The organism is Candidatus Cloacimonas sp. (genome assembly GCA_039680785.1).
Taxonomy (GTDB): Bacteria; Cloacimonadota; Cloacimonadia; order Cloacimonadales; family Cloacimonadaceae; genus Cloacimonas.
Genome location: JBDKSF010000043.1, coordinates 21,102 through 47,328 on the forward strand (window position 1 = coordinate 21,102; position 26,227 = coordinate 47,328).

The window sequence follows — 26,227 nt, forward strand, 5'->3', positions numbered from 1 at the left end:
ATAATGGAGATTAAATACATTATGCAGACCTATAATATAGCACTGTTCAAACCCTTATCCATTTGGCATAGTATAATATTATGGCTGGCAATTTTTCTACCGGCAATAATTATCGCTGCTCCTATTACTTTAGTTTCGGAAAGCCAAGATATGCTTTCCATTAGTTTTGAGCTGCCGGATTATGAATTGGATAATTTATCCATAGGCGGTCAGAATTGGCAAAAAATTAACTGTGCGGATGGTTCAATTTATGGAGAAGAGGGATTTCCAGAGCTAAAAATGTTTGCTACGGCTATAGCAGTTCCGATAAATGGTGATTATAGCTTTAGCATTGAAAGCAGTGAATCCCAGACCCTGAAAAATATCAATATAGTTCCCGCGGCAACTATGTTAATGGAAGGCAAGGAACTTGGCTATAATAATAGACCAAACTTTAAAGCATATTCCAATCGTGAGCTATACCCCGTTCAAATGGTCCAAAAAGGTGAAGTTGCTTTTGTTGGTAACCGTAAATTCATCCCGCTATTTATCTATCCTTTTCAGTATAGGGCACAAACTAAGGAACTGATTATCCATAAAAGTATTTCCATCAATGTGTTTATCAATGGTTCCAAGAATGCTTCGAAAAATTGGCAACTGAATCCTAATCCTCTGGACAGTGAAGAGATGCCTTTCTTCTTAAATGAAAATAGTTCCAAGACCTGGCGTTTGGAGAAAACGCGCGCTACTAATTATTCTGCACCTAAAAACGGAACTTCCTCAGTAAATGAAATCCAGATTATTGTGGATAAAGAAGGGATTTATAAAGTTGATTACCATTACCTGATGGATTATATCGATTTGATGGTTGATTCCTTGCAAGTAGAAATGAACTGGACTCCTGCCAATGTTGATCCCCGTTATTTGGAATTGAACGATGAATACGGTCAAGTGCCCATTAACTTTATGGGTGAGAATGACGGTGTATTCAATCAAGGTGATTATTTTGAATTCTACGGTGAGAGGCACAAAGGTGACACATCCTATATGGATGATTATACATCTGAAAATGTCTATACCCTAAAACTGATCGATCATTTTGGTGCAAGGATGGCTGTGGAAAACGGTGGTTTAATCGAATATAATAACTTAAATTATATTGTTCCAGATGCTTATGAAGAAACTGTTCACTTTGAAGAGCAACTGGTAACCGATAAATTAGGTCAGGGTTGGAGTGCCGATAATCCTAATTATTATCGAGAAGATGTTTGGTTTTGGAAAAAGATAAATGCTCCCGATCTGGAAACAGTGCCAATCGAATTACAATACCCGAAAGATACTACAACTCGTTATGCTTCAGCCAAAGTTTGTTTGATGGGGCTTACTTATTCCGAAACATTAACCAGTGGACAATATGACCATGAGGCATCTATCCGATTAAACCAAGCAATGATTAATACACAAACTTGGATTGGCCAGAAAGAAAAGATATTTGAAAATAAAACCACAATTTCCAATACTGCATTAAGGCATGGAGTAAATAACTTATATATCTCTCTATCGGGTAATACCGTTATGGGCGATGATGAACAAGTTTTATTGGACTGGGCAGAAATAAAATATTGGCGAGAATATAAAACCGATCAAGATTATATTAAATTTACCAAACCTTCCAACCGCCCCGGTAGTTTGTATCAATTTGAAGTAAGTGGATTCAGTAATGCTAATATATCCGTGTATAAAATTGGTTCCAGTGTGTTCAATTCTGTGCAGATAGAGCCCTTTAACATTAATGGTGATGCTCCCTGGACAGTTACTTTGCAAGATAGCGTTGCTTCCGATGCCGTAAGATATTTTGCTGTAACGGAAAATAAGAAAAAAACGCCGAAAAACATTAGGTTGAATTTTCCCAGTGATTTGAAAAATCCCTATCTTAGTGCTGATGTCGTTGTTATTACTCCCCGGCAGTTTACTGATGTGGAAGGAACTTTGCAATTAAAATCGCTGTGGGAATCGGAAGGGCACACTATCCAAATTGTGGATGTGCAAGATATCTATGACGAATTTAATTGCGGAATTACAGGCGCTGAACCAATCAAGGACTTTATTCGTTATGCTTACAACAATTGGAGTAGTCCACAAGTAAGTCAGGTTATTTTTTTAGGAGAAGGTGTTGACGATACAAGAGATGACAGTTACTCTCGAATGTATAATCTGCTGCCGGTTAAAAAGACCTGGACATATAAACATGGCGCTACGGCAAGTGATCAATGGTATGGATGTATTATCGGAACTGATAATATTCCTGATGTATCCATTGCCAGAATTAGTGTTTGGAAGCAAGAACAAATTCTGGACTATGCCGCAAAAGCTATATCGTATAGGGAAAATCTCCAAACTTCGCGTCTTTGGAACAACCACTTAACTTTTACTTCCGGAGGGAAAATCGAAGATGGGAATGATATTTTTGCGCAACAATCAGAACGCGTTATTAGAAAAACAATTCCTCCCGAATATAGAGTGACCAGGGTTTATACTTCTACGCAAACTGTCGGCTCGGATTATTCTGGCGGAACTTTTAACCTGAAAGACGCGATCAATTCCGGAACTCAGTATGTTCAATTTATGGGTCACGGAGGTGGAAGAATTTGGGCGGACTATAATCTTTTCAATTTCAATGATGTAGCAACGCTTAACAATCAAGTTTACCCAGTAGTTTTATCTCTTGCCTGTTATTGTTCCGCTTTTGATACAAACGGGATGGCTTCTATCAGTGAGGCATTGGTCTTGCAGCCCGAAAAAGGAGCAATTGGAACCGCTGGTTTTACGGGTTTGGGTTATTTAGATCACGATGAGGATTGGGGCTTGGCATATTGTGAAGCACTATTTAAACATAATTTTGATAATATTGGTTTGGCAAATATCTATGCTTTAGCCAGGTTTTATTCCACAACTTATTCCCCTGCCGCCAGATATGCTTTAATCAACGGTTTTGCTTATTTGGGTGATCCGCTCATCAAATTGCGTAAGCCGATTAAGGATATTCCTGTTTCACCGGAGAACTATGTTCTAAACCCAGCAGATACTCTAATTGTAAATGCAAATTTCCCTTCCGGAGTAAATGCTGCCCGCTTATATATTATGAAGCAAAATGGAAAGGTTGTAAATATTCCTTATGATCTTCCTGTGTATCCAGATGGTCATTTTACTGCTTCTTATACTAATACGAATCAGACAGCAAATAACTATACCAGAAAAATTATGGTTGCAGGTTACTCTGCCACAGATGAATATGTTGGCATTTCTCAATATAGTGTAGGCAGACCTAATGTTGTGCATCAAGGTTTTGTTCCCGCAGAACCTGCCTGGTCGGATTCGGTTTTATTTAAGGCAAAAGTGTTTAGTCCCTTGCCAGTTCATAATATCTATTGTAAAGTAAGAACCGACAGCACTACGCAAGTAGTTAATTGGGTAGATTTGCCAATGCAAAGGTCGGAAACGGATAGCACTTTATATATTACTACTACGCGTTTAGGAAGGCAACCTACCCGTAAAGAAATATTCTATAAATATATTCTGGAGACAGATGTAGGTGTTTCAGAAACCATTTTGCAAAGCTATGTGGTGGCAGGTCCTGATTTACTTTTGAAAGACATAAAATTGGAACAAGATGGAAACAACTTGCTATTGAAAGTTTTGGGAACCAATGTTGGAAACACTCCTTCAATTACTACGGATCTAAAACTTTATACCGGCACAACGGAGAATAATTTGACTCTTTTTTCCAGCCAAAGTTATCCTCCTTTAGAAGTAAATGAATTGCGCTGGGATAGCATTTCTCTTGCCAATTTACCTAATGCTAATTTAATATTGGAAGTAAGAGTTAATACCAGTAATACTTTTCCTGAGTGGCAAGCATATATCAATGTAGGTAATTATATCCGCCTGCAGGTTCCTCTGAATTACTTTCTGATTGATAGTTCAGGGTCAACGCTCAGCAGTATAGATAATAATCTGCAATGCACTATCCCTAAAGGCATTGTTCCCGAAAACAATCAAATTCTGTTTGCCGTGAATACTTTGGAGGCATTACCTCCTCTCAATCAACCTGATGTGCAAAGTATTTTATTGAATTCACCCGATGGAATGAGTGGCAATCAATATTCCATTCCTTATGAAATATTAGCGCTGGGAACTGGAGTTACAGATTCCTTAGGAGTTTTCAATGGGGGGAAAAGAATAACATTATCCTTTAATTATAGTGCTACCGATTCCCTTACGCAAGCGCAGGAAAGTAGTGATACTTATAAAATATATCGTTATAATTCACAGTATAAGAAGTGGGTTTTAATAGGCGGTTTTACGGATACCAATAATAATAAAGTTCAGTTTGAAGTGGATAGGACTGGTATATACAGCATTTTTCGGGATACCGATTTTGCTCCTCCCTCTATAGATGTAAATGTGCAAGACCAGGAATTTACGGTTGGTGGATATATTGCCGGTAATGGCATTATTTCATTATTGCTATCTGATGCCAATGGTATTGATGTGATAGATAATTCCATTCAACTTTTCTTAAATGGAATTCCTATTCCTGCTGAAGATTATGTTGTTTCCATCAATATGGAAAATATCAATAGAATACCTATCAAATATCAGCTTTCATTAAGTAGAGGTATTCACGAGCTGAAAGTTCATTGTCGAGATCTGAACGGTAAACCGGCGAATCGAGATATTCAATTTACGGTAAATGATAAATTTGATGTCATCAATTTGGCAAATTATCCTAATCCAGTTTTAGGATCAGGAGGCGAAGGTGCAGCTGTTGATCCTAAAAATGAAGGGCGCACGCGTTTCACTTATGTATTGACCGATGGAGCTGATGAAGTTACTATTAAGGTCTATACTATTAGCGGCCGTTTAGTAAAGACCTTCAAAAATTTGCCGGTTGGGGTTGGTTATCATGAATATCCGCGCACAGTGTATGGTTGGGATTGTAAAGATGATGGCGGTTACACTTTGGCTAACGGGGTTTATTTTTATCGGATTATAGCCAAAAAAGGCAGCAAAACCATAGAAAAAACCCAAAAAATGGCTATTCTGAATTAGGAGAACAAGATGAAAAAGATATTTATCCTCTTCGCTCTTACAATGATTCTCTCCACACCACTTTTGGCAGGTCGTTATGCAGGTGACTTTATGATGATAGGTTCCGGAGTGCGTCCCTTAGGTATGGGGGGTGCCTTTAGTTCAATAGCAGATGATGGTTCTGCCATATATTGGAATCCAGCTGGTTTAGGTTTTATTACCGATTCCGAGGTGTCTGCTATGCACTGTTTTCTGTATAATAATCTTGCTTCTTATGACTATGTAACTTATGCTCAACCCTTGCCCAATGATGTAACTATCTGTTTAAATGTTACTCGCTTAACGGTTAGTGACATCCCTCATTTTGATGAACGCTATTTGAACGGAACCAATGTGGATCAACGAATTAATAATAGCATATATCATTTGCCCGGAGTTCCGGACAGCCAATTTTCCAGCTACGATGATCTATATCAATTTGCTTTTTCCAAAAGGATGCATTATGATGCCAATATGGGCTGGATGTTTTTTGCGGTTCCTTTTGATTTTGGTTTTGGAGGCACTGTTAAACTTATTAAAAGGTCAATTTGGGATAGAACTGGAACTGGAACTGGCATAGATATTGGTTTTAAAGCAAAAACAGACCTGGCTGTCATTTTTGATTGGGAAGACCTGGGTAATTTGGATTTTGGCATCAATTTTCAAGATATCGGAGGGACAAATATCACTTGGGATACTCCCAGTAAGCTAAGAGATGAAGTTTTATTCAATACAAAAACGGGAGTAGCCATTGAACAACCTTTGCCCAATCTGAAGTCGGTTCTTACTATGGCTTACGATTATGATTATGTGTATGGAGGGACAAGCCATTTTGGCTTGGACTGGGAATACGATAAAAAAGGTAATTTGCGCCTGGGTTATTATGACACTAATTTCAGTGCGGGAGCAACTATCAAACTTTATGGAGTTTTGCTCGATTATGCATTGATCACCAATCCAATAGGTATTAGCAATCGTTTGGGTTTACGAGTTAGATTTTAGGGAGGAATAAAATGAAAAGGATATATTTCTTACCTGCACTGTTAATGATAATCTTGCTATTTTCCTGCTCGGGAAACGATTCTCCTGAAAAGGATAAAATTCCTCCCGCAGCTCCTAATTTATTAGAACATTTGGGAGATACGGGAGATGATCCCATTACAATAGACGATGTAGAAGTAATCTTAAATGATGATAATAATGGTATAGATACCGTACCGGATGGAAACTGGATAAAAATTCCCTGGAAAAGATTTATAGATAACGATTTAAGTCACTTAAAAGTATATCGTTTTACGGAACAAAATCCTGAACCTCAGTTAATCGATACTGTCCCTGCTGCAGAGGACTATTATCTTGATCAAAGTTATTTAGTTGAAAGGGAGTGGTATTATTATTATATTGAACTTTACGATGCCAGTGGTAATTTTAGTGTGTCCGATACCGTTTCTTATGCCATTTTAGCTAAAAGCTCTCTCAGTTTTCCAGCAGAAGGAGCGTCTGTAAGTCCTAATAATTTAAAATTATACTGGACGATTGGAGATAGTCAGACAACTGAATTCAGAGTGTTGATTTGGGATGAGCAAACGGGAGAATTAGTATATCATATAAATTATTCTTATACGCCAAATGTAGAAAATCCTCCACCTCCCCAGGTTCCATTTCCAATTATGACTCCTGCTCCGGTAAATGGCCAGGTTTTTCGTTGGCGAGTGGATGCCTTTGATTATGATGCTGAACATAATTTGAGTATGGGTTCAGAATCGGAAGAGCGAACTTTCGTAATTCAATATAATTGAGTATGTTGCCTTAATATAATTCTAAATAGCATAGAAATAACTTGACTTGAACAGCCAAAAAAAGATTTTAACACAAAATAAATAAGAGGATAATGTGAAGAAAACACTGTTAGTGCTTCTGCTTGCCGGTTTTGCTATTCTTTTGTGCAGCCAGCAAACAATTAACTTTACCCCCTCATCCAACATTTCTGCCTACTCTTATGAAGGTATTCGCAGCGGAGTGGAAAAGCTGAAGATGAATAATTATATTCTGGGTCAGGTATATAAACCGGGGTTATATACTGTTCCTGATGACACTGATTTTTTAACTTTACTTTCTTTAGCAGGCGGTCCGAGAGAAGATGCCAAGCTCACTAATATAAGAGTTGTTCGTCCTTCTTCCGAAGGTGATAAAGTGATCTGGGTAAATTTTAAAAAATATTTAGAAACTGGCGACCCTGCTTTAATTCCTCAATTAAAACCGGGGGACACTATAATTGTCTCAGGAACAATCTTCTATGCCGTTTCCAAAGTGGCAAGTTTCCTCTCCGATTTAACTGTAGCTCTAAGTATGTATAGCATAATAACTGGATTTTAGGAGGGGGATTCAATGCTGGAAAATGAAAACACTCAAGCTCCCATTCAGGAAGAAATAAAGCTATCCGATTATTTTAGAATAATTCTTCAATATCGTTATTTGGTAATTCTGGTATTTTTCTTAGTGATAGTCGCCACGGTTTTTTATACGGCGCGTTTACCCAAAGTTTATTCTGCTACTTCCAGAATTTTACTGGAAGATGCCAATAAACAATCCGATTTGATGTTTATGGCAGCTGGTGGTTTGGGTAAAAATACCTTAAATAATCAAATTGAACTTATTCGAAGTAAGCCCATTATGAAACTTGCCTGGGAAATTATGAAAAAATATCCGGATTGGGATACTTTCCCTGCTAGTAAAGAACCTGATCCTGTTGCCAATTTGGATAAGATGAAAGTAGAATCCAAGCGAGAAACGGATGTTTTAACCATAAGTTATGAATCCACCAATCCCACAGAAGCAATGGCAGCCGTTAATTCCATAGCGGAAGCAATTCAGCAACAAAATACTCAATATGCCCGGTTGGAATATACCACCATTCGTGAATTTTTGGAAACTCAGCTGGATGCTATTTCGCGTCGGTTACAGAGCTCGGAAAACGATTTAAGAGAGTTCAAGAATCTGAATCGTCTAACTGAACTAACCGAAGAAACCAAAAAATTGATTGAAAAGGCAGCCGATGTTGAAGCAGAATATGAATCCGCCTTAACCGATCAAGCGGTAAAAGCAAAAACCCTTGATATGTTGAATCGTCAATTAAGTGAACAGGACTCTTTACTGGTAAATGTGGATAATATTTTAAAAACACCCTATATTGATGAACTGCGTAAACAAATTGTTGAGACACAATCGCTCATAACTAAATTAATCACTAAGAATGAATATCCGCTTGATCATCCTCAAATTCAGCTCCTTTACCGCGAAATAGAAAATGCCAAAGAAACATTGAACAGAGAAATCCGCAAGCTGGTAAATTTATCTATCAATAATGATCCTCTCAAGACGCGTAATGACCTCTTAGCCAAAATTATTCAAGCGAATGTAGATTTGGAAATGGCCAGAGCCAAAGTTTCCGGTTTGGAACAAACCAAAGAAATGTATAATCAACGCCTAATTGCCATTCCCAATACTGAACTGGAACTGGCAAGATTAACGCGTAATCTATTACTGGATGAAAAAATCCATGGTATGATGATGGAAAAATATGAAGATGCCAAAATTGCCGAGCAAGCAAAAATCGGAAATATTCGGATCATCGATTATGCCGAACTTCCTACCGTTCCCATCAAACCGCGCGTTTCTATGAATATTTTGGTAGGTTTGATTCTGGGCTTGGGTTTAGGCATTGGGTCTGCCTTTTTAGTTCATTCTCTGGATACTAAGTTACGCACTCTGGAAGATATGGAGAATTTTGTCCGCTTACCCATTGCTGGAACAATTCCTGTTATTCGCGAAACGGAATCCAAACTTCAGGAATTTAACGATATGATTAATTCTGCCACTGGAGAAAATCGTGAACAGTTAACTCGTTCAATGCATTATGTGATGATGCAACTTGTTTCGCATTATGCCCCCAAATCTCCCATCGCAGAAGCATATAGAACTTTGAGGACCAATATCTTAGCTAAAAAAGGGGAAGGTAGTGTTTCGATGTTAGTCACTTCTTCCGGTCCCAAAGAAGGTAAATCAACTTCCATATCCAATCTTGCCATTACATTAGCACAGATGAACAGTAAGGTCATTTTAATTGATATGGACTTGCGTAGGCCTACCATTCACACTAAATTTGATTTGGAAAAAGAAAACGGCAGCAGTGATTTTCTGATTGATCCGGATGTTAGTATTGAACAAGTTATTAAACCCTCAGGCATTGCCAATCTGGATGTAATCACCAGTGGATTTATACCTCCCAATCCTTCTGAATTAATTGCTTCCGCCAGAACAGATACATTGATTGCAGAATTAAAAATGCGTTATGACTTCATCCTCTTTGATTCTCCGCCATTAATTGCCGTTACGGATGCTCTTATTTTAACCAAGAAAGTGGATATGACCTATCTTGTTGTCCGCTGTGGATTTACTGACAAGGGTATAATCAGACGGACCAAAGAACTGATGGAAAATGTGGAAGGCAGAATAGACGGTATCATCGTCAACGGCATCTATGTCCAAAAGTATTATAGCAAACAGAATTATTACTACTATTACTACTATTACTATTATTACTATGGTGACGAGGTTCCGCAAAAACAAAAGAAGAATGTTAGCCGCTTCTTGCGCAAAAATAAATCTGTTTCTTGAGCTAATAGGCAAGCTCCCCGATAACTATCATCAGGTCAATACTGTTTTTTGCAGTATTGACCTGTTTGATTATCTGAGCTATGAAGTCACTGAATCGCAGGAAGTTACCATTTTATGTAGCAATAAGGAACTGGCTAATGAAAATAATCTTGTTTATAAAGTGGCGGTTTATTTACAAAATGTTTATAGTATTTCCAAGGGAATTGTAATTAAGCTGGAAAAGCATATTCCAATTGCCGCTGGATTAGGAGGGGGCAGTAGCAATGCAGCCAATTGTTTATGTGCTTTAAATGAACTCTGGCAGCTGAATTTATCGCAAACTGAATTGCATCAAATCGCAGCTAAATTTGGTAGTGATATCAATTTTTTTCTTACAGGAGGAACGGCTAAAGGAGAGAATAGGGGAGAGAAGATTACCAAAATGCCGGACATTTTATTGAATAACATACTTTTAGTAAACCCAGGCATACCAATCTCAAGTTCAGAAGCATATAAACTTGCTACTCTTCCTTCGTTACAAGAACAACACCATTTTGAGCTAAATAATATTTATAATTCCTGTTTTAATCGTCTAGAAGCAGGTGTCAGAAAAGCATATCCGGTTGTGGATGAAGTAATTAACACGCTGGAAAAGTTTCAACCGAAAGTTGCAATGCTCAGTGGCAGCGGATCAACCTGTTTTGGCATTTTTGCAGATAAGGAATCAATGTTAAACTGCCGAAATTATTTTATGGATAAAGGTTTCTGGACATTCCAAGCAAAAACTATAACTGGTAAAGATAGTAATTCTAAATAATCCGATTGCGAAATAAATAAGCCCTTATTAGCAAGCCCAAATAATGACGCAACAACCACTTGTGCAAAGAGTTACCTTATTCATTATGGGCGAATTTCAGAAGGGACTTAGAGCAAAAATAGGACTTTACCAAATTGGGTCTTAAAGAAAGAAATGAGACGCCTACTTATCTCTGCTGCATCATTTATTTCCTATCGTTAGCGGCTTTGTAACTATCAACATTCTCTGATGACCAAGTAACAATTCCGTAACAATTCTCTAACGGCATTAGAGCAGTGTTACGCAAGTGTTAGGTAGTCATAAGATAATCAACTATGTTGCAACTACTTATGTAACATTGGGCGTTTCAGACAAAAGATATGGATAAAATATTTAAATATTAGTAAGTTAAGCTATATTTGTAGGTAACTTCTACTTTCATTTGAAAAAAGTAATTCTCGCATTAAAATAGATTGACGATTTAACCCTTGATGAGAATTTTGGGATATGAATAAGAAAAAGCGTAACTCAACACGGCGTATAATGTTAGGTAACATCCCCATTGGTGGCGGAGCCCCAATTAGTATCCAATCGATGCTATCCGTAAAGACCTCTAATTTAGCGGAAGCAACTAAACAAATTCAAGAACTGGTTTCCGCTGGATGCGACATAATTCGTTGTTCTGTGATGGATTTAAGTGATGCCAATGCAATTTTGGAGCTGAAAAAAATAGCTAAGGCACCTTTGGTGGCAGACATTCATTATGACTATCGTTTAGCGCTTGCCGCCATAGAAAATGGAATTGATGGATTGCGTATAAACCCTGGAAATATTGGAAACATAGAGGGGGTGCAAAGATTAGTTGCCGCTGCCAAAGAAAGAAATATTCCCATAAGAATTGGGGTAAATAGTGGTTCTTTGCCAAAGGACTTGCTTCAAAAATATGGAGTTAGCTCTAAAGCAATGGTGGAAGCGGCATTAAGGCATATAAAAATATTGGAGGACTTGGGATTTTATGAAATTAAAATATCCGCTAAGGCATCTTCAATTCCTTTAATGATAGAAAGTTACAGAGAGTTAAGCAAGGCCTGTAATTATCCTCTTCATCTGGGTGTTACTGAAGCGGGGACAATTTTAAAGGGCTCCATAAAAAGCTCTATTGCTTTGGGTATATTACTGGAAGAAGGAATTGGCGATACAATCAGGGTCTCTTTAACTGCCGATCCCGTTCAAGAAGTGATAGTTGCCCAAGAAATTTTAAAGGACTTGGGCTTAAGAAAGGGTTTGAATATTATCTCCTGTCCTACCTGTGGACGCACTCGCATAGATTTGATCCACCTTACGGAAAAAGTGGAAAAAGCGTTGGAACCTTATAAAAATTACCCATTGTCAATAGCAGTGATGGGCTGTGCCGTAAATGGTCCCGGAGAAGCAAAAGAAGCCGATTTTGGCATAGCCGGAGGTATCAACGAAGGTTTGCTGTTTGCCAAAGGGGAGATTGTGAAAAAAGTTCCAGAAGACAATTTGGTTGAAGAACTGCTTTCCTTAATTAAACAATATATAAACAATCAATAAGCGTGCTCTTAAAACTATTTCTAACTTTCTTTAAAATTGGTGCTTTTACCATTGGAGGCGCCTATGCAATGATTCCTCTAATCAAAAGAGAGGTGTGTCAAAAAAATCAATGGTTGAGCGAGGAAGAATTTTTAGATGGCTTAGCTGCGGCGCAAAGTTGCCCGGGCCCGATTGCGATAAACTTAAGTATCTATATCGGTTACCATATTCATAGAGGTAAAGGTATGGCAATTGCCGTTTTAGGAACAATTCTGCCTTCTTTTATTTCCATTTTGTTAATTGCTCTGCTTTTTCAACAATTTTCCGAAATAACTATTGTGCGTAAAGCATTTCATTCGCTTAGAGCCGCTGTTGTGGCTTTAATAGCAGTTCCGCTTTTGCAAATGAGTCGCCAGGCAGGTTTGAAACTTGCCAATGTTTGGTTTCCTTTAGCCATTGCTATTTTGGTTGGTTTTTTCAGTGTAAGTCCTATTTACCTAATAGTGATAACAATTGCCTTTGCCGTTTACCAAGGAATCAAAAAACAAAAAGTATGATTTATCTTAACTTATTCTGGACTTTTTTCAAAATCGGGCTCTTCAGTTTTGGCGGTGGTTATGCGATTTTAGCGATGATTCGTCAGGAAGTGGTCTTAAAAAATGCCTGGCTTAGTTCTTCCCAATTTATGGATGTAGTGGCAATTTCACAAATGACACCGGGTCCGATAGCGATAAATGCTGCCACTTTCATCGGTTATCAAAAAGGGGGATTTTGGGGTGCCGCGATCAGCACTTTGGGAGTTATTTTCCCTTCTTTGATTATAATGACTTTAGTAACGATAACTTATATAAAATTGAAAAAACAGCCCTGGTTCAAAAATATTTTCCAGAAACTGCGTTTGCTTTCTCTGGGTTTAATTGCCGCTGCCTTGATTATGGTGGTAGGTGATGCTTTTAGAGATCTTTTTTCTGTTCTGGTTTTTGTTGGTTCTTTTCTGGTAAGTTGGAAATTTAAACTAAATCCTTTTTATCTGCTAATCGGAGCTGCCGTGATAGGAATTATTTTTGGTTAATTTACTATCCCCCAGATATCTTTGGCGTAGCTCTTAATGGTTTCATCCGAAGAAAATATACCCATATTGGCAATATTGGCTAAAGACATCCGATTCCATTTTTGCTTATCTTGATAGGTATTCGTCGCTTCTTGATTGACCCTTAAAAAATCCGGTAAATCGGCAATCAGGCAATATCTATCTCCCTGATATAAAAGCAAATCAAGCAAAGGAGTAAACAAACCGGGACTTAAAGGATTCAGCGCTTCGGACTCAATAAAATCAAAAATCCGCTTTATATCTTCATTATGACGCATAATTTCATAAGGATGATAGCCACTTTCCATTAAATATTGAACTTCCGCAGCCGTCATTCCAAAAAGGAAAAAATTCTCCTCTCCCACCGCGTCTCTAATTTCTATGTTCGCTCCATCCAAAGTTCCGATGGTAAGTGCTCCATTTAAAGCAAATTTCATATTTCCGGTTCCGGATGCCTCTGTCCCTGCAAGGGAAATTTGACGCGATATTTCTGCTGCAGGAATAATTCTCTCAGCTAAAGTTACCCGGTAATTGGGTAAAAAGGTAACGGATAGATAGCGGGAAAGTTCTTTATCCTTTTCTATGTAGTCACCCAAAGCACAAATAAAACGAATGATCAATTTGGCAATATAATAGCCCGGAGCTGCTTTACCGGCAAAAAAGAAACTTTGCGGAGTAGGAGTTTTACCATCTCGAATTTGATTGATTAAGTGTATAATTCCCAATGCATTAAGTAGCTGACGCTTATATTCGTGAATCCGCTTTGCCTGAAAATCAAAAATTGCCTCAGGATTCAATTGCCGGTTATGAACTTCCTCATAATAATTACAAAAATCCATTTTGTTCTGATGTTTTACATCTGCCAAATCTTCCAAGAAAGCACTGTCATTTTTATATTTATTCAGTTCAGAAAGTTGTTTCAGATCTGTTTGCCAGGCATTTCCTATCGCCTTGGTAATTAATTTACTCAAGTGAGGATTACATAACATTAACCATCGCCGAGGAGTGATGCCATTGGTCTTATTGTTGAATTTTTCAGGCATTAAGGCATAAAAATCCTTAAAAACCAGATGCTTTAAAATATCCGTATGCAATGCTGAAACTCCATTGATGCTATGCGTTCCGACGATAGCCAAATTTGCCATGCGTACACTTTTTACTGGTTCTTCTTCGATCAACGAAACCCGACGGATAAAATCATCATCTACATTACCATTAATTTTTAATGCGGAAAGAAAGCGGTGATTGATTTCATAAATAATCTGCAAATGCCGCGGAAGAACTTTCTCAAACAATTGCACTGTCCATTTCTCCAATGCCTCAGGCAAAATTGTGTGGTTGGTATAAGCAAGACATTTATTAGTAATATCCCAGGCGACATCCCAAGGCAAATTTCTCTCATCTACTAAAATACGCATCAGCTCTGCTACAGAAATAACAGGATGAGTGTCATTTAACTGAAGAGTGACTTTTTCGGGAAGTTTACGCAAGTCCTTCTCTTTTTTAAAAAAGCGGCGCAAAATATCCTGTAAAGTGGCACAAACGAAGAAATACTCTTGTTTCAAACGCAATTCTTTGCCCTGCATTTTGTTATCATTCGGATACAGGACTTTGGAGATTATTTCGCCGTGATTTTTATCGGCAACCGCTTGCACATAATCCCCTTCATTAAAATAACTTAAATTAAATTCTCGGCTGCTTTTCGCACTCCATAAACGCAAGGTATTGATATAGTTATTTTGATAACCTGGAATCAAATAGTCATAAGCCATAGCCATAACCGTCTCATTGGGTATCCAATGTTGTTTTTTGGAACCATCTTCATTGCTGATTTCTTTTACAATGCCACCAAAATTGACAGGAAAAATGCGCGCCGGGCGAGGAATTTCCCAAACGGAACCATATCTTAACCAGTTATCAGGTGTTTCAACTTGCTCGCCATTGATAATGTGTTGAAAGAAAATACCATACTCATAACGAATCCCGTAACCATAAGCCGGTATTTTTAAAGAAGCCAGAGAATCCAAAAAACAGGCAGCTAAACGACCTAATCCTCCGTTTCCTAAACCGGCGTCCCATTCCAAATTACTTAGCATAGATAAATCAAAACCAATGTCCGAAAGGGCTTTGATACTTTGTTGTTGTATATCCAGATTGAGAATGGCGTTATTTAAAGACCGGCCTATTAAATACTCCAAGGATAAATAATATACCCTCTTCCGCTGTAAAGCATATTCCTGGGGCTGAGTTATCAGCCAGCGATCCAGCAAAATATCTTTTATAGCGGACGCAAAACTGACATAGCAATCATAGGGAGAGGCAGAATATTGATCTTTACCGAGGTCATATTTTAAATGCTCCAAAAAACGCAAAACTATATCTTCTGCCGTGCCCTCAATCTTAAAACTGGAGAGCTTTTCGCAAAATTTCTTATTCATCTTTTCACTCCCTTTATAAATTAAATCCTCTTATATAATAAGTGGTTTCCGAAATTAGCCAAGGAAGATGTTTTTTCCATTTCCAAACTGCTCAGGATAAATATTTGTCTAAACGAAGCCACAAAGCTTTTATGGCAAGACAAAAGCAAAAATAGTTTTCAGGGGTGCAAAAACCGCAGATAAATAACAAATTTGGAATAAATCTTGTATGCATTATATTATTGAATAGAAGTCCAGGAGGATATATGAAATTGATGAGTAACTATCAACCAAAACTAATGGTTATCATTGCGGTTTTTTACCTGTTTTGCTTTGGTATAAGGGCTGCTGTGGTTCAGCCGGAAATTGCTTTGCTGGCTGCCAAAAATTATCTTCAGGAAACGGGATTAGCCAAATCCGTCAATACTGATGACAATCAAATTTATACTTATAGTAGCGCAGGGAAACTTGCTTCTCTGCCAAATATATATTTACAGAATGAGGATCCAGTTCTCTATTATATCCAATATAGCGATGGCAATTTTGCCGTTGTTTCGGCAGAGGATAATTTTTATCCCATTTTGGCTTATTCAAATGAAGGCGTTACTATGGTAAATGATTTGCCTCCTGCTTTTTATTATTGGCTGGATAACTATGCAGCTCAAATATGCCAAGTTAGAGAAGCTAAAACTGTTAATCCGGAGAATGTTGAACTTTGGCAGTGCCTAAGCAATAATTCCTACGCTGGCCCAAACAGAAATGAGCGTTCAGTGGAACCTTTACTAACTGTTATGTGGAATCAAAACTGGCCCTATAATGCACTTTGTCCTGCAGACGCACAAGGACCCGGAGGCCATGTTTATGCCGGTTGTGTGGCCACTGCAATGGGGATGGTAATGAAATATTGGGATCATCCAATTTCCGGAGTTGGCAACGAATCTTACTATTGTCCTGGTTATGGTTATCAAAATGCCAGTTTTGAAACAACCACTTATCTTTGGGATCAAATGCCTGATGCAGTGGGTCCTGTATATTTACCTGTGGCAACTTTATTGTATCATTGCGGAGTGGCTGTTCATATGGGTTATGCGGTAGATGGCTCAGGAGCTCAAAGTACCGATGCGGCTGTTGCATTTGTGGATCATTTTCGCTATCCAAATGCTCAATTTGTAAGTAAGGATGCTTATACCAATACCAATTGGAATAATTTGATGACGGCTCAAATAGATAATGGCACGCCAGTTTATTATAGCGGTTATAGTAATGAAGGAGGTCATGCCTTCGTTTTGGACGGCTATGATACAGATACTCATTTTCATTTCAACTTTGGCTGGAGTGGCTCTGGAAACGGTTATTTTTATACTTCTAATATTTCAGGATTTACTTCCGGTCAGGGAGCCATAATCAATATTATTCCGGAGAATTATAGTATAAATAGCATTCCGGTTCGTCTTTATGCTGATGATTCTTCTGCTGGAGATAATTTTTCCCTTAGTGTAAAGACCAAGCCCATTTTGGGAAATTGGAATGTGAATCATTATGATATGATGCTTTATTATGATAATGCCAATGTGGAATATACTGGTTACACTTTAGATGGAACTCTTTCTCAACAAGGGACCATCATTATTGAAGAAGAATCACCTGGGGTCTTAACTATAAATTGGGATAATGCCTCCACCCTAAAAGGCGGTGGCACTTTAGTAAAATTGAATTTTGTTGCCAGGGATGCAGGTGATTTTCTATTTGATATTTTAGGTATGCATTATAATACTACTACCGTAGGCAATGTAAGTTTTGCTATGATAACTATAGGAGCCCCTGTAGAAAATATAGCCGATAGTCAAATCACTTTATCCAATATAATGCACTTAAATTATAACACGATTGGAACCACTCAAATAAATACAACTTACTTGCTTCCTTCTTGGAATATTACGCATTATCAAATGAGTTGCAGTTATGATCCCACCAAGATTGAATATACGGGTTTTTTAACGGAAGGAACCATTAGCGATGGAAGCGTAGTGAATGTTGACAATTCCACTTTAGGTACATTACTTATTTCTTGTGATTCCGAAAGTGCACTATACGGAAGCGGTTGTTTGTTGAAGCTTCAATTTTGTGCTATAGGAAATAGTAGCAGCATATCTTTAACTCGTATTACTACCAGCGATTTTTACTTTAACGACATAGCCATTGCCACAGTTGGAAGTGCCAATGTTATTCTATCTGCCTATTTGGCTAATGAGGATGAAGTTATTTCTCCTGTCCAACCCCGCCTGGAAATTTATCCTAATCCTTTCCAAGAAGTTGCGCACATAAAATTTACCGGACTCGCTAAAGAAGCCGTAAAAATCAATATCTATAACCTGAAAGGGCAATTGGTAAAGAAGTTAACGGTTAATCCTGAAGTTAAAAATGAGATTAATTGGGATGCTACAGATTTTATGGGCAGAAAATTAGCGGATGGAATTTATTTTATGCAGTGGAATCAAGGGAAAGAAAGCGGAACTAATAAGGTCTTAATAATCAAATAATTAAAAAATAATGTAGCCGGAGGATGCCAATTCTCCACAAAAAACAAATGCTGAGCATTGGTAAGCTCCGGCTACAAATGAAATTCCTTTTCTTTATCCTCCAAGAATTGGCGAATCGCTTTTTCCACATCAGAGAAATCTTCTTTACTATTCACATAAATGGGATCGGAATAAATCATCGTTAATTTGGTGAAGGGTTTGGGGAAGCGAAATCTGTCCCAAGAATGGAAAAGCCATTCTTTATCAGCATTAACGGCAACTGCAACGATCGGAATTTTTGCCAAATAGGCAATTTGAAAAATACCTGAATGAATAGTATAGCAGGGTCCTTTAGGTCCATCAGGAGTTATTGCCAGCGAGATTTTTTGAGATATATTTATCATCTCTCGCATTGCCCAAGCGCCTTTTTGGGAACTGGAACCGCGAATAGGGATGTAACCCAGTTCAGATAAGGGACCGGCAATCAATTCTCCATCTTTGGAAGAAGAAACCATAACGGCTGCCCCATGATGAATGCGTTGCAAAGTCATTAGCAGCAAATTTCTATGCCAAAACATATATATGCAGCGAATATTATTGGATGCCTCTTCGTTTATCACTTGGAATTTTAGGGTCTTACGCAACAACAACAGTAAGGATGCCCCCAGTTTCTTTTCCAGATAAAAGAATATTTTAGCCATAAGTATCAAAAAGATGCTGAACGAGTTTTGGCATTTCCACCGAAGGATGTTTATCGCTCAACATCGCCTTCAGTTTGAAAAGTTGTTTACGAATTTGCAAACTATACTCAGGATCGTTCAGAATCTGGTTTCCAGTTTGATAAATATTTTCAGCTGTCATTTTAGCTTGGATCAATTCAGGGAGAACATCTTCGTCCAGCACAATGTTGGGTAAGCCAATCCGCTTAATTTTAACAAAGAAGCGTCCTATCAGATAGGAAAATAAATTTGCTTTATAGCAGATTATTAGAGGTGTTCCAATATAAGCGGCTTCCAAAGTGACAGTTCCGGAAGTGCAGACAAGCAATTCGCAATATTTCATCATATCATAGTTATAGCCATCAACCAGTTTGATCTGTTTATTATCTTCCAGATAACTCATATAGAGCTGATGGTTTACACTTCTGGATTTGGAAAACAGCAATTCGTATTCATTTTCATTCCAATTTTTGCTTGCTTTTAAAAAAATGGGTAGCATCTTGGAAATTTCATTATTTCTGCTCCCCGGAAAAAAGCCGATCCATTTTTTATTGACATCCAGATCAAAAAAACGGGCAAAGGAATCTCGATCGAGCTCAAATTTTATTTCCTCAGCTATCGGGTGTCCTACATAACTGCAATTAATATCGTGAATTGTCAACATTTCCTCTTCAAAAGGAAGAATACAGGCAACATAGCGAACAGAGTCCTTCAATTGATATACCCTATTATGTTTCCAAGCCCAAAATTGAGGGCAAATGAAATAGAGAACAGGTATTCTCATTTCATCCGCCATTTTAGCTATGCGTAAATTCAAACCGGGGTAATCAACCAGAATAGCAAGGTCTATTTTTTCATTGGAAAACAGTTTACTTATCTTGTATTCAACTTTCAGGAAAAATAACAGATGTTTCACCACTTCCACAAAACCCATAACGGCAAATCGTTCAAAAGGAAAGAGCGGTTTCAAACCCTGTCTTTGCATCCTGGGTCCCCCAATACCGATATGAGTTAAATTTCCGAATTTATCGTTCAATGCCTTCATAACTAATTCGGAATGAAGATCGGCAGAACTTTCACCTACCAACCAAAAAATCTTATAACTTGCTTTTTTCGTCATACGACCAATGTTCCCATTAGTGATAAAATTGTTACGATGATGGCAGCCAAAACTACTCCCAAAAAGATACAAAGCATTGCTCGCCAAAACTTTATGCCAAATATATTAGCAGCTAAAGCACCTGTCCAACCACCGGTTCCAGGAAGTGGAATACCCACAAAAATGGCTAAACCGATTGCTTCATATTTCTCAATGGATTTGCCCTTGCGTTTTGTTCTAATGAAAAGCCATTCCGTAATTTTACGGCCTATTTTCACTTTGCTGATGAGGGCAAAAAACCAATTGATCAATAACAAAATAAAAGGGATAGGAATCATATTGCCGATTATGGATAAAATTGCCGCTTCCAACCAATGGATATTAAACAAAAGAATCGCTATGGGAATGCTTCCCCGCAATTCAATTACAGGTATCATCGAAATTATCACCACAATTAGTTCAGGGGCAACACCTTGTGCTTTTAACCAAGCAACTGTTTTATCGGCAGCTGTATTTCCTGACAGGGGTTGCATCATTATAAGCAGAATCAGTGTCAGCACTACTATTTTCAGTAAATTGTCCAAATTTGCTCCCAACCAAATAATTCTTAAATTCCATTTATTATCAACCAATATTTTGTCAATTCACAATTATCGGTTGTCTCTAAAAGACCGACTTTTATTTCAGGAGAAAATATGTGTAGCCGGAGCTCGCTGTAGCTCCGCAAAATGTGTAGTTGGAACTCGCCGTAGCTCCGCAAAATGTGTAGTCGGAGCTCGCTGTAGCTCCGCAAGCGTCATTAATCTTTTGAGCCGTTATCTACAGTTAAACTTAAGATATTTAATTTTTCCCTTGACATTATATCAAGATAGTTTATATTGTCCTTAAGAATATTGAAGGAGAAGAGGATGAATTTAACAAACTGTCCCATCTGTAAAAGTGAATTGAAAGTAAGGGAATTATACTGTCCTCATTGTGAAGTTAGTTTTAAAGGTGATTTCCAAACCAACTGGCTGGCAGATTTGAATGCGAGTCAATTAGAATTTATTCGTTTATTTGTATTGGTTCAAGGCAACTTGAAAGAACTGCAGGACAAGCTGGGAATTTCCTATCCCACAGTAAAAAATCGTCTGGCAGAAATAATCGGCGTCATCACTAAAAAGAAACCGCAAACCGATTCGGTCATTGATGTTTTATCCGATTTGGAAGAGGGTTTCATCAATGTGGAAGAAGCCATAAATGTGATTAAACAAAGGAGAGAAAAATGAACAAAATCAATCTGGAGAAAAAATGGGTTTTTGAACCCTTGAACAAAGTAATTATCGATAATCACTCAGCCAAATTGTATTTACGCAATAGCGCAGAGAAAGAGGTTTGCCTGGAAGGGAGCATCGTTTTTAACCACTCTCAGGATGATTTTCAAGGAGAGGATTACATTCAATTCGATTATCAGGATGGGAAGTTATTTATAACCTTGGCTGAAATTGATGCGGATGATTTTAAAGAAGCGGTTTTTACTGTCAACCTACCGGAAGGTGTTTATCTGAGCATTAAAACAGATAACTATTCTACGAATCTGGATAACCTGGTAAACAGCATTAAAGTGCTAAATGAAAATGGTCCTATCTATTTGCAAAACTGTAAAGGTGATATGCACTTAGAGAATGAAAACGGGATGATTCGCCTGTTAAATTGTGAGGGAAATATTTTTGCCAAGTTAGAAAACGGTCCCCTGTCCGCTGCCAAAATTAGTGGCCAGTCCCTGCATCTGGAAAATGAAAACGGTCCTTTAAAAGTGCATTTGTCTGCCTTTCCGGAAGTGAATTTGTATTCCGAAAACGGACCTCTATATTTTGTGACTGCGCCAGTGGAAAACGGCAATTTTCAATTAAAAACCGAAAATGGACCAATCGTTCTTGTTTTACCTAATGATTTGGATTTCACTTTGGAAGCAAATACACAATGGGGCAGAATCAAAACTACTTTTGATTTGCCAATATCCGCTGATGATGATACTTATACTATTATTAACGGAGAAGGAACCACTATCATAAAGGCAAGTTCCGATAATGGAACTATCAAAATCAATTCCGAAAATCGCCTGGATTTGGACTTCATAATGCGCAAATTGGAACAGCTTAGAATTTCTATGCAAAAAGTCCATACCGAGGAAGAAAAACAGAAAACAGTGGAAATGGTTAATATAATTGTTACCTATGTTAATCGCCTTGCGAGCTCCATCAAAGAAGAAAAAATAAAAGATAAAGTAAATTCCGCCACCAGCAGATTAAAAGATTTGGTAACTAACTTTGATTTTCGCGAGACAAACGACAAAGTGATTAAAAATGTGGAAGAAATCGGAGCTCAGATTCAAGACGGACTAAAAGAAGGCATTAAAAATATCAAAGAAAGCGTGGATGACTTCAAAAAACATCATTTTCACACCGAATCTGTATCTGCCTATATTAAGAAAATTCTGGATTCACCTCAAATTAAACCTTATCTGGGAGGAGAACACAAGAAAAAAGAAAAAGAAGATGTTACTGGCCGCAGCAGAATAAAAATACTGGAAATGTTGGAAGCCGGGAAAATTACGGCTGAAGAAGCAGAACGGCTGTTAAAAGCAATTGGGAAAGAATAAAAGGTCGAGGAGTCGAGAAGTCGAGAGGTCAAAAAGTCGAGAGGTCAAAAAGTCGAGAGGTCGAGAAGTCGAGAAGTCGAGAGGTCAAAAAGTCGAGGGGTCGAGAGGAATGTCTTCTGTGACTTAAAACTGGTTTTCATTGGGATGGTCAAGATTTGTATGCTTGCAGCATATCTTTTTGCCTGCCCTCTCTTTACACTGTCAGCCCAAAGACCAGTTTTGAGTTACAGCAAGACACACTTTCACACCAATCTGACCGATCTGTGACTTAAAACTGGTTTTCTTCATACCAAGAAGAGCTTTTTACCAAGACAATATATATATATAACTTGCCTTCGCTTTACACAGTAAACCCAAAGTCCAGTTTTGAGTTACAGAAGAAAAAGCACAAATCCAGTGGATAAACCCCGGTTTTTCATCAGGCAGGTCAAGATTTGTATGCTTGCAGCATATCTTTTTGCCTGCCTTCGCTTTACACAGTTAGCCCAAAGACCAGTTTTGAGTTACAACAAGAAATATTTTCACACTAATCTGACCGATCTGTGACTTAAAACTGGTTTTCTCTTTACCAAGAAGAGCTTATTACCAAGGCAATATATTTATAACTTGCCTTCGTTTTACACATTCAATCCAAAGACCAGTTTTGAGTTACAACAAAATTGCATTGAATTATCGGCCCCTTGACAACATTTGAATTACCACATAAAGATATATTTCGTGACTATTTTGTAGCTGTTATAAATTATATTTTTACTTCAGTTTTTAAAAAAAAGATTATCATATAATGTAAATGTGAAAAAGCATAAAGCAGGGATTTAACAAAATCTACGAATTTGTTTTATTAGATATGACAGCTAAATTTAAGTTCAGTTTTGGAATGAAACTTTCACTATCATTCTTTGTGTAAAGTGGAATCTTATAAATGGATAAAAAATAATTTTTAAAATGATAGTTGACTAAAGGGTGCAGAGGATGTTATATAAGAGACAGCAGGAAGTTCGTTATCTAATTTCTAAACTTAATAATTCTGGTAAAGTTAAGCTACAGACAGTTCACTTAGTTCATCCATTAACGATACAGTAACATTTCCGTAACACTTCTCTAACGAGATAAGAGTAGTGTAAGAGAAGTGTTACTGGAATATAACGCAAAGCAGCAAGTTTCAATAAATTAGCAAAGTAGGGTGTAGTAGCTTGCCAAAATGGGCGATAAATATATCTAACCTCTTATTATTTAATATGGATACGCTATCTTGTTTGGCTCTTTTCTGCTTTATTTTGTTTTTTCGGAGGTGGGATTCTGGCAGTGAAATCCTTGTTATCTTCCCTAAAACCCCTTTTTTTCTATCTTGCTGTAAGTAAATATCTTAGCGCAAATAAGGGAAATCGCATCCGCAAAAAATCAAGCATTGTAAAATTGAGCTAAAACGGATAGTCCTTTTAGATGCAATGCCTGTTTATGATGTGCCTGCCAATAGAGTTCAAAAACGGTGTTGATTTCGTTGACAACTGCCCTATTTATTTTTATATCTTCCAGGTGATTAGCTATTTCAGGCAATAAAGTTAAGATATTTCTTGCCGGGGGTGAAAGAATCATTAATGCGTTATCTGGATTGATTTCTGGCAAACATTTCTCACAAACCAGTCCACCTTTTGTTTTGAGATAGGCGATGGGAACGGAGAGGGGCTTTTTGCATAAACAACAATAACTTAAAGGATTTCCGATGCCACTTAGGATGGTAATTCTGTTTAAAAACCGCCAAAAAATTAAAATTGCATTATTATTCACTTTTTGCAAATATGTGAGGCAGGAAATGGTAAGATCATAAATTGTGGCTATATCTTCTTGAGATATAATAAGTTGGCTTACTAATTCCAGACAGGTTTCCGCAGCCGTCCAAGTTGCAGAATTGGCATAAACGGAAAAATCCCGTATTAGAAATGCCTCGCTAAATAGCCATAAACCTTGTTCTTTCGGTTCGTAGGCAATAAGCTCATATTCACAAAGAGGGAGTAATTGTTGTTTTTCGTTATTTTTCAGTATGCCTTTGGCGAGAACTCCGATATGTCCAAATTCGCGGCTGAAAAATTGCAGGATTAAACTGCTTTCGCTATACTTGCTTTGCTTGACAAGAATTGCGCGTAATTTGTTCTTCAAGAAAGGATATCCTTAATTTCTCTCAAGCTCATTGGCTTGGCATAAACGCTTTTAAAATTCGTGTAAGTAACGAAGCCGGGGGGGCTTTTATGTGGTTTTCGCACATAGCGTATTTGAGTGTAATCCACTGGAACATTGGCAGAAAACTTGGCTTTGGAATACCAAGCGGCTAAATTGCAGCAAAGTTCAATCAATTGTGGACTGGGCTCGGTTTTTTTTAAACATTTCAGTAAAATATGCGCTCCGTGATAGATGCGGCTGTGAAACCAATAGTCATAAGGTCTTGCCAGTTTGGTAGTTATATAATCATTTTCTTTGGCACGGCGTCCAACAATAATTTGAAATTCGTCAGCTATCGTAAATTTGAGTAATTTATCGGCAAAGATAGTTTCCGGAACCAGGTTTTTCCGCTGATGCGAGGTTAAAATTATGGTTTCTGGTAGTTCGCCTTTATCTGCTTTAACGATAAGTTCTTGTATTTTAGCTATTTCGGTGTCTATTTTGGCTAAGTTTTCTCGGATGATTTTCAAACCGTTTTTTGCCTTATGATACTTTTTCAAATAAAGATGCAAATTCTCCTGCGGATTTTTATTGGGCAGCAAAGGAATTTCTATCTCCTGCAAATTAGGATCAAGGTAATTGATTGTCTTAAAGCTTTGCATACCGGATTTAATATTATGGAGATTGGGTTTTAGCCCTTCTGCACAGGCAAGCCAAAAATCAGCTTTTTCGGCATTTTCCAAATCTTTTTGCAGCATTTTTTGCTTTTTTAGGGTCTTTTGTAGTTCTTTTTGTAAAGCGGAGTGCAATTTATGACGATTTTCTGCCTCTTCTTCTTGTTTAAATTTACCATAGTAGAGATTGCTGAAATAATCATTACAAGTGGAACTTCCGTCCGGAAAGGGAATTTTTACCGCTTCCAAAATGGGCTGAAAAGATGTTTTGGGTGGTGTGTAGATAAGACCGGGCAGAATTTGCCGCTGCGGATTATCAGAATAGCCATATTTATAGACCGCATCGATAATTTTCATATCTGCATCCACTAAAATGGCATTGGGCTGAGGTGGCATCAATTCTGCAATAATATAGTAGATTTTATTCTGTTGATAAATATCTTTATAATGCAATTTAAGATATATAATGCGGTCATTCTCAACCAAAGATATATGTGTAAGTTGGCTGTTAACAATGATTTGCCAAAATAGTTTTCCGCCTTGAGGCATCGGAAAATTATCCTTTCGAAACATAAAAGCATCGCGTTTGCTGAGCACAATAAATAAGGCATTTTTATCTTTTGTCTGCAGCATTAACAGCTCCGGAAACAGAATTATGTTTTCAATTCCGGACTGATAATCCGCCATATCTTGCGTCCATTCTTTAAGATAAGAATATTTCACTTTGCCTGCTTTTCCTTTTGGCTTGACAAAAAAACCATTTATTTTTTAGATGCCAAAGATAATAAAACGATAT

At 37.6% G+C, this 26,227-nt stretch carries 18 protein-coding genes; 12 read left to right on the plus strand and 6 right to left on the minus strand.

The window, feature by feature from the left end:
* Positions 1-3: 3 nt before the first annotated feature.
* The 9 genes from ABFC98_02755 (at position 4) to ABFC98_02795 (ending at position 13,187) form a co-directional block, all read left to right on the plus strand.
* Entirely contained in the window at positions 4-5,091 is a 5,088-nt protein-coding gene (locus ABFC98_02755) for a C25 family cysteine peptidase (protein MEN6444948.1), read from the plus strand.
* A 9-nt stretch (positions 5,092-5,100) separates the two neighbouring features.
* Positions 5,101-6,111, plus strand: a complete 1,011-nt coding sequence (locus tag ABFC98_02760) for a hypothetical protein (protein ID MEN6444949.1) — start codon at positions 5,101-5,103, stop codon at positions 6,109-6,111.
* An 11-nt stretch (positions 6,112-6,122) separates the two neighbouring features.
* On the plus strand, positions 6,123-6,908 hold the full coding sequence (locus ABFC98_02765; protein ID MEN6444950.1) for a hypothetical protein: 786 nt from the start codon (positions 6,123-6,125) through the stop codon (positions 6,906-6,908).
* 94 nt (positions 6,909-7,002) lie between these two features.
* Positions 7,003-7,485, plus strand: coding sequence for an SLBB domain-containing protein (locus ABFC98_02770; protein MEN6444951.1), 483 nt, complete (start codon positions 7,003-7,005; stop codon positions 7,483-7,485).
* A 12-nt stretch (positions 7,486-7,497) separates the two neighbouring features.
* A complete protein-coding gene (locus tag ABFC98_02775; protein MEN6444952.1) occupies positions 7,498-9,786 on the plus strand; it encodes a polysaccharide biosynthesis tyrosine autokinase in 2,289 nt (762 codons plus the stop codon).
* Complete coding sequence (ispE, locus tag ABFC98_02780; protein ID MEN6444953.1) at positions 9,746-10,582, plus strand: 4-(cytidine 5'-diphospho)-2-C-methyl-D-erythritol kinase; 837 nt, start codon at positions 9,746-9,748, stop codon at positions 10,580-10,582. Before ABFC98_02775 ends, ispE begins: the two co-directional genes overlap by 41 nt.
* Positions 10,583-11,068: 486 nt before the next feature.
* Entirely contained in the window at positions 11,069-12,136 is a 1,068-nt protein-coding gene (ispG, locus tag ABFC98_02785; GenBank protein ID MEN6444954.1) for a flavodoxin-dependent (E)-4-hydroxy-3-methylbut-2-enyl-diphosphate synthase, read from the plus strand.
* A gap of 2 nt (positions 12,137-12,138) precedes the next feature.
* Positions 12,139-12,672, plus strand: coding sequence for a chromate transporter (locus ABFC98_02790; protein ID MEN6444955.1), 534 nt, complete (start codon positions 12,139-12,141; stop codon positions 12,670-12,672).
* The gene (locus ABFC98_02795; GenBank protein MEN6444956.1) at positions 12,669-13,187 is read left to right on the plus strand and encodes a chromate transporter; all 519 of its coding nucleotides are present in this window, start codon (positions 12,669-12,671) and stop codon (positions 13,185-13,187) included. The genes ABFC98_02790 and ABFC98_02795 overlap by 4 nt, the downstream gene beginning before the upstream one ends.
* Here ABFC98_02795 and ABFC98_02800 read toward each other — a convergent pair.
* Positions 13,184-15,643 (minus strand): glycogen/starch/alpha-glucan phosphorylase, encoded by a 2,460-nt coding sequence (locus ABFC98_02800; protein ID MEN6444957.1) that lies wholly within the window; start codon positions 15,641-15,643, stop codon positions 13,184-13,186. The two genes, ABFC98_02795 and ABFC98_02800, sit on opposite strands and share 4 nt — an antisense overlap.
* Positions 15,644-15,888: 245 nt before the next feature.
* Between ABFC98_02800 and ABFC98_02805 the strand changes: the two genes are divergently transcribed.
* On the plus strand, positions 15,889-18,162 hold the full coding sequence (locus ABFC98_02805) for a C10 family peptidase (GenBank protein ID MEN6444958.1): 2,274 nt from the start codon (positions 15,889-15,891) through the stop codon (positions 18,160-18,162).
* A gap of 71 nt (positions 18,163-18,233) precedes the next feature.
* Here the strand turns inward: ABFC98_02805 and ABFC98_02810 are convergent, their stop codons facing one another.
* The 3 genes from ABFC98_02810 to ABFC98_02820 are packed head-to-tail and all read right to left on the minus strand — an operon-like array spanning position 18,234 to position 20,591.
* Entirely contained in the window at positions 18,234-18,842 is a 609-nt protein-coding gene (locus ABFC98_02810) for a lysophospholipid acyltransferase family protein (GenBank protein MEN6444959.1), read from the minus strand.
* Complete coding sequence (gene lpxB, locus ABFC98_02815) at positions 18,835-19,980, minus strand: lipid-A-disaccharide synthase (GenBank protein MEN6444960.1); 1,146 nt, start codon at positions 19,978-19,980, stop codon at positions 18,835-18,837. Before lpxB ends, ABFC98_02810 begins: the two co-directional genes overlap by 8 nt.
* Positions 19,977-20,591: a small multi-drug export protein gene (locus ABFC98_02820; GenBank protein ID MEN6444961.1), complete on the minus strand. Its 615-nt coding sequence runs from the start codon at positions 20,589-20,591 to the stop codon at positions 19,977-19,979. Before ABFC98_02820 ends, lpxB begins: the two co-directional genes overlap by 4 nt.
* Positions 20,592-20,867: 276 nt before the next feature.
* On the opposite strand from ABFC98_02820, the gene ABFC98_02825 reads away from it, so the two are divergent.
* Both ABFC98_02825 and ABFC98_02830 read left to right on the plus strand, forming a co-directional pair.
* Positions 20,868-21,227 carry a DUF2089 family protein gene (locus ABFC98_02825; protein MEN6444962.1) on the plus strand — a complete coding sequence of 120 codons (360 nt, stop codon included), beginning with the start codon at positions 20,868-20,870 and terminating at the stop codon, positions 21,225-21,227.
* Positions 21,224-22,600, plus strand: coding sequence for a hypothetical protein (locus tag ABFC98_02830; protein MEN6444963.1), 1,377 nt, complete (start codon positions 21,224-21,226; stop codon positions 22,598-22,600). The genes ABFC98_02825 and ABFC98_02830 overlap by 4 nt, the downstream gene beginning before the upstream one ends.
* A 1,401-nt stretch (positions 22,601-24,001) precedes the next feature.
* Here the strand turns inward: ABFC98_02830 and recO are convergent.
* Together recO and ABFC98_02840 are read right to left on the minus strand one after the other, a co-directional pair.
* Complete coding sequence (gene recO / locus ABFC98_02835) at positions 24,002-24,757, minus strand: DNA repair protein RecO (GenBank protein ID MEN6444964.1); 756 nt, start codon at positions 24,755-24,757, stop codon at positions 24,002-24,004.
* Positions 24,754-26,154, minus strand: coding sequence for an NFACT RNA binding domain-containing protein (locus ABFC98_02840; protein MEN6444965.1), 1,401 nt, complete (start codon positions 26,152-26,154; stop codon positions 24,754-24,756). The genes recO and ABFC98_02840 overlap by 4 nt, the downstream gene beginning before the upstream one ends.
* Positions 26,155-26,227: the final 73 nt, after the last annotated feature.

What these genes read in the sequence shown, in the direction of transcription:
- ABFC98_02765 (MEN6444950.1), top strand. Translation starts at nt 6,123, where the DNA reads ATGAAAAGGATATATTTCTTACCTGCACTGTTAATGATAATCTTGCTA.
- ABFC98_02775 (MEN6444952.1), top strand. Translation starts at nt 7,498, where the DNA reads ATGCTGGAAAATGAAAACACTCAAGCTCCCATTCAGGAAGAAATAAAG.
- lpxB (MEN6444960.1), bottom strand. Translation starts at nt 19,980, where the DNA reads ATGACGAAAAAAGCAAGTTATAAGATTTTTTGGTTGGTAGGTGAAAGT.
- ABFC98_02760 (MEN6444949.1), top strand. Translation starts at nt 5,101, where the DNA reads ATGAAAAAGATATTTATCCTCTTCGCTCTTACAATGATTCTCTCCACA.
- ABFC98_02830 (MEN6444963.1), top strand. Translation starts at nt 21,224, where the DNA reads ATGAACAAAATCAATCTGGAGAAAAAATGGGTTTTTGAACCCTTGAAC.
- ABFC98_02755 (MEN6444948.1), top strand. Translation starts at nt 4, where the DNA reads ATGGAGATTAAATACATTATGCAGACCTATAATATAGCACTGTTCAAA.
- ABFC98_02805 (MEN6444958.1), top strand. Translation starts at nt 15,889, where the DNA reads ATGAAATTGATGAGTAACTATCAACCAAAACTAATGGTTATCATTGCG.
- ABFC98_02800 (MEN6444957.1), bottom strand. Translation starts at nt 15,643, where the DNA reads ATGAATAAGAAATTTTGCGAAAAGCTCTCCAGTTTTAAGATTGAGGGC.
- ABFC98_02825 (MEN6444962.1), top strand. Translation starts at nt 20,868, where the DNA reads ATGAATTTAACAAACTGTCCCATCTGTAAAAGTGAATTGAAAGTAAGG.
- ABFC98_02810 (MEN6444959.1), bottom strand. Translation starts at nt 18,842, where the DNA reads ATGGCTAAAATATTCTTTTATCTGGAAAAGAAACTGGGGGCATCCTTA.
- ABFC98_02795 (MEN6444956.1), top strand. Translation starts at nt 12,669, where the DNA reads ATGATTTATCTTAACTTATTCTGGACTTTTTTCAAAATCGGGCTCTTC.
- ispE (MEN6444953.1), top strand. Translation starts at nt 9,746, where the DNA reads ATGTTAGCCGCTTCTTGCGCAAAAATAAATCTGTTTCTTGAGCTAATA.
- ispG (MEN6444954.1), top strand. Translation starts at nt 11,069, where the DNA reads ATGAATAAGAAAAAGCGTAACTCAACACGGCGTATAATGTTAGGTAAC.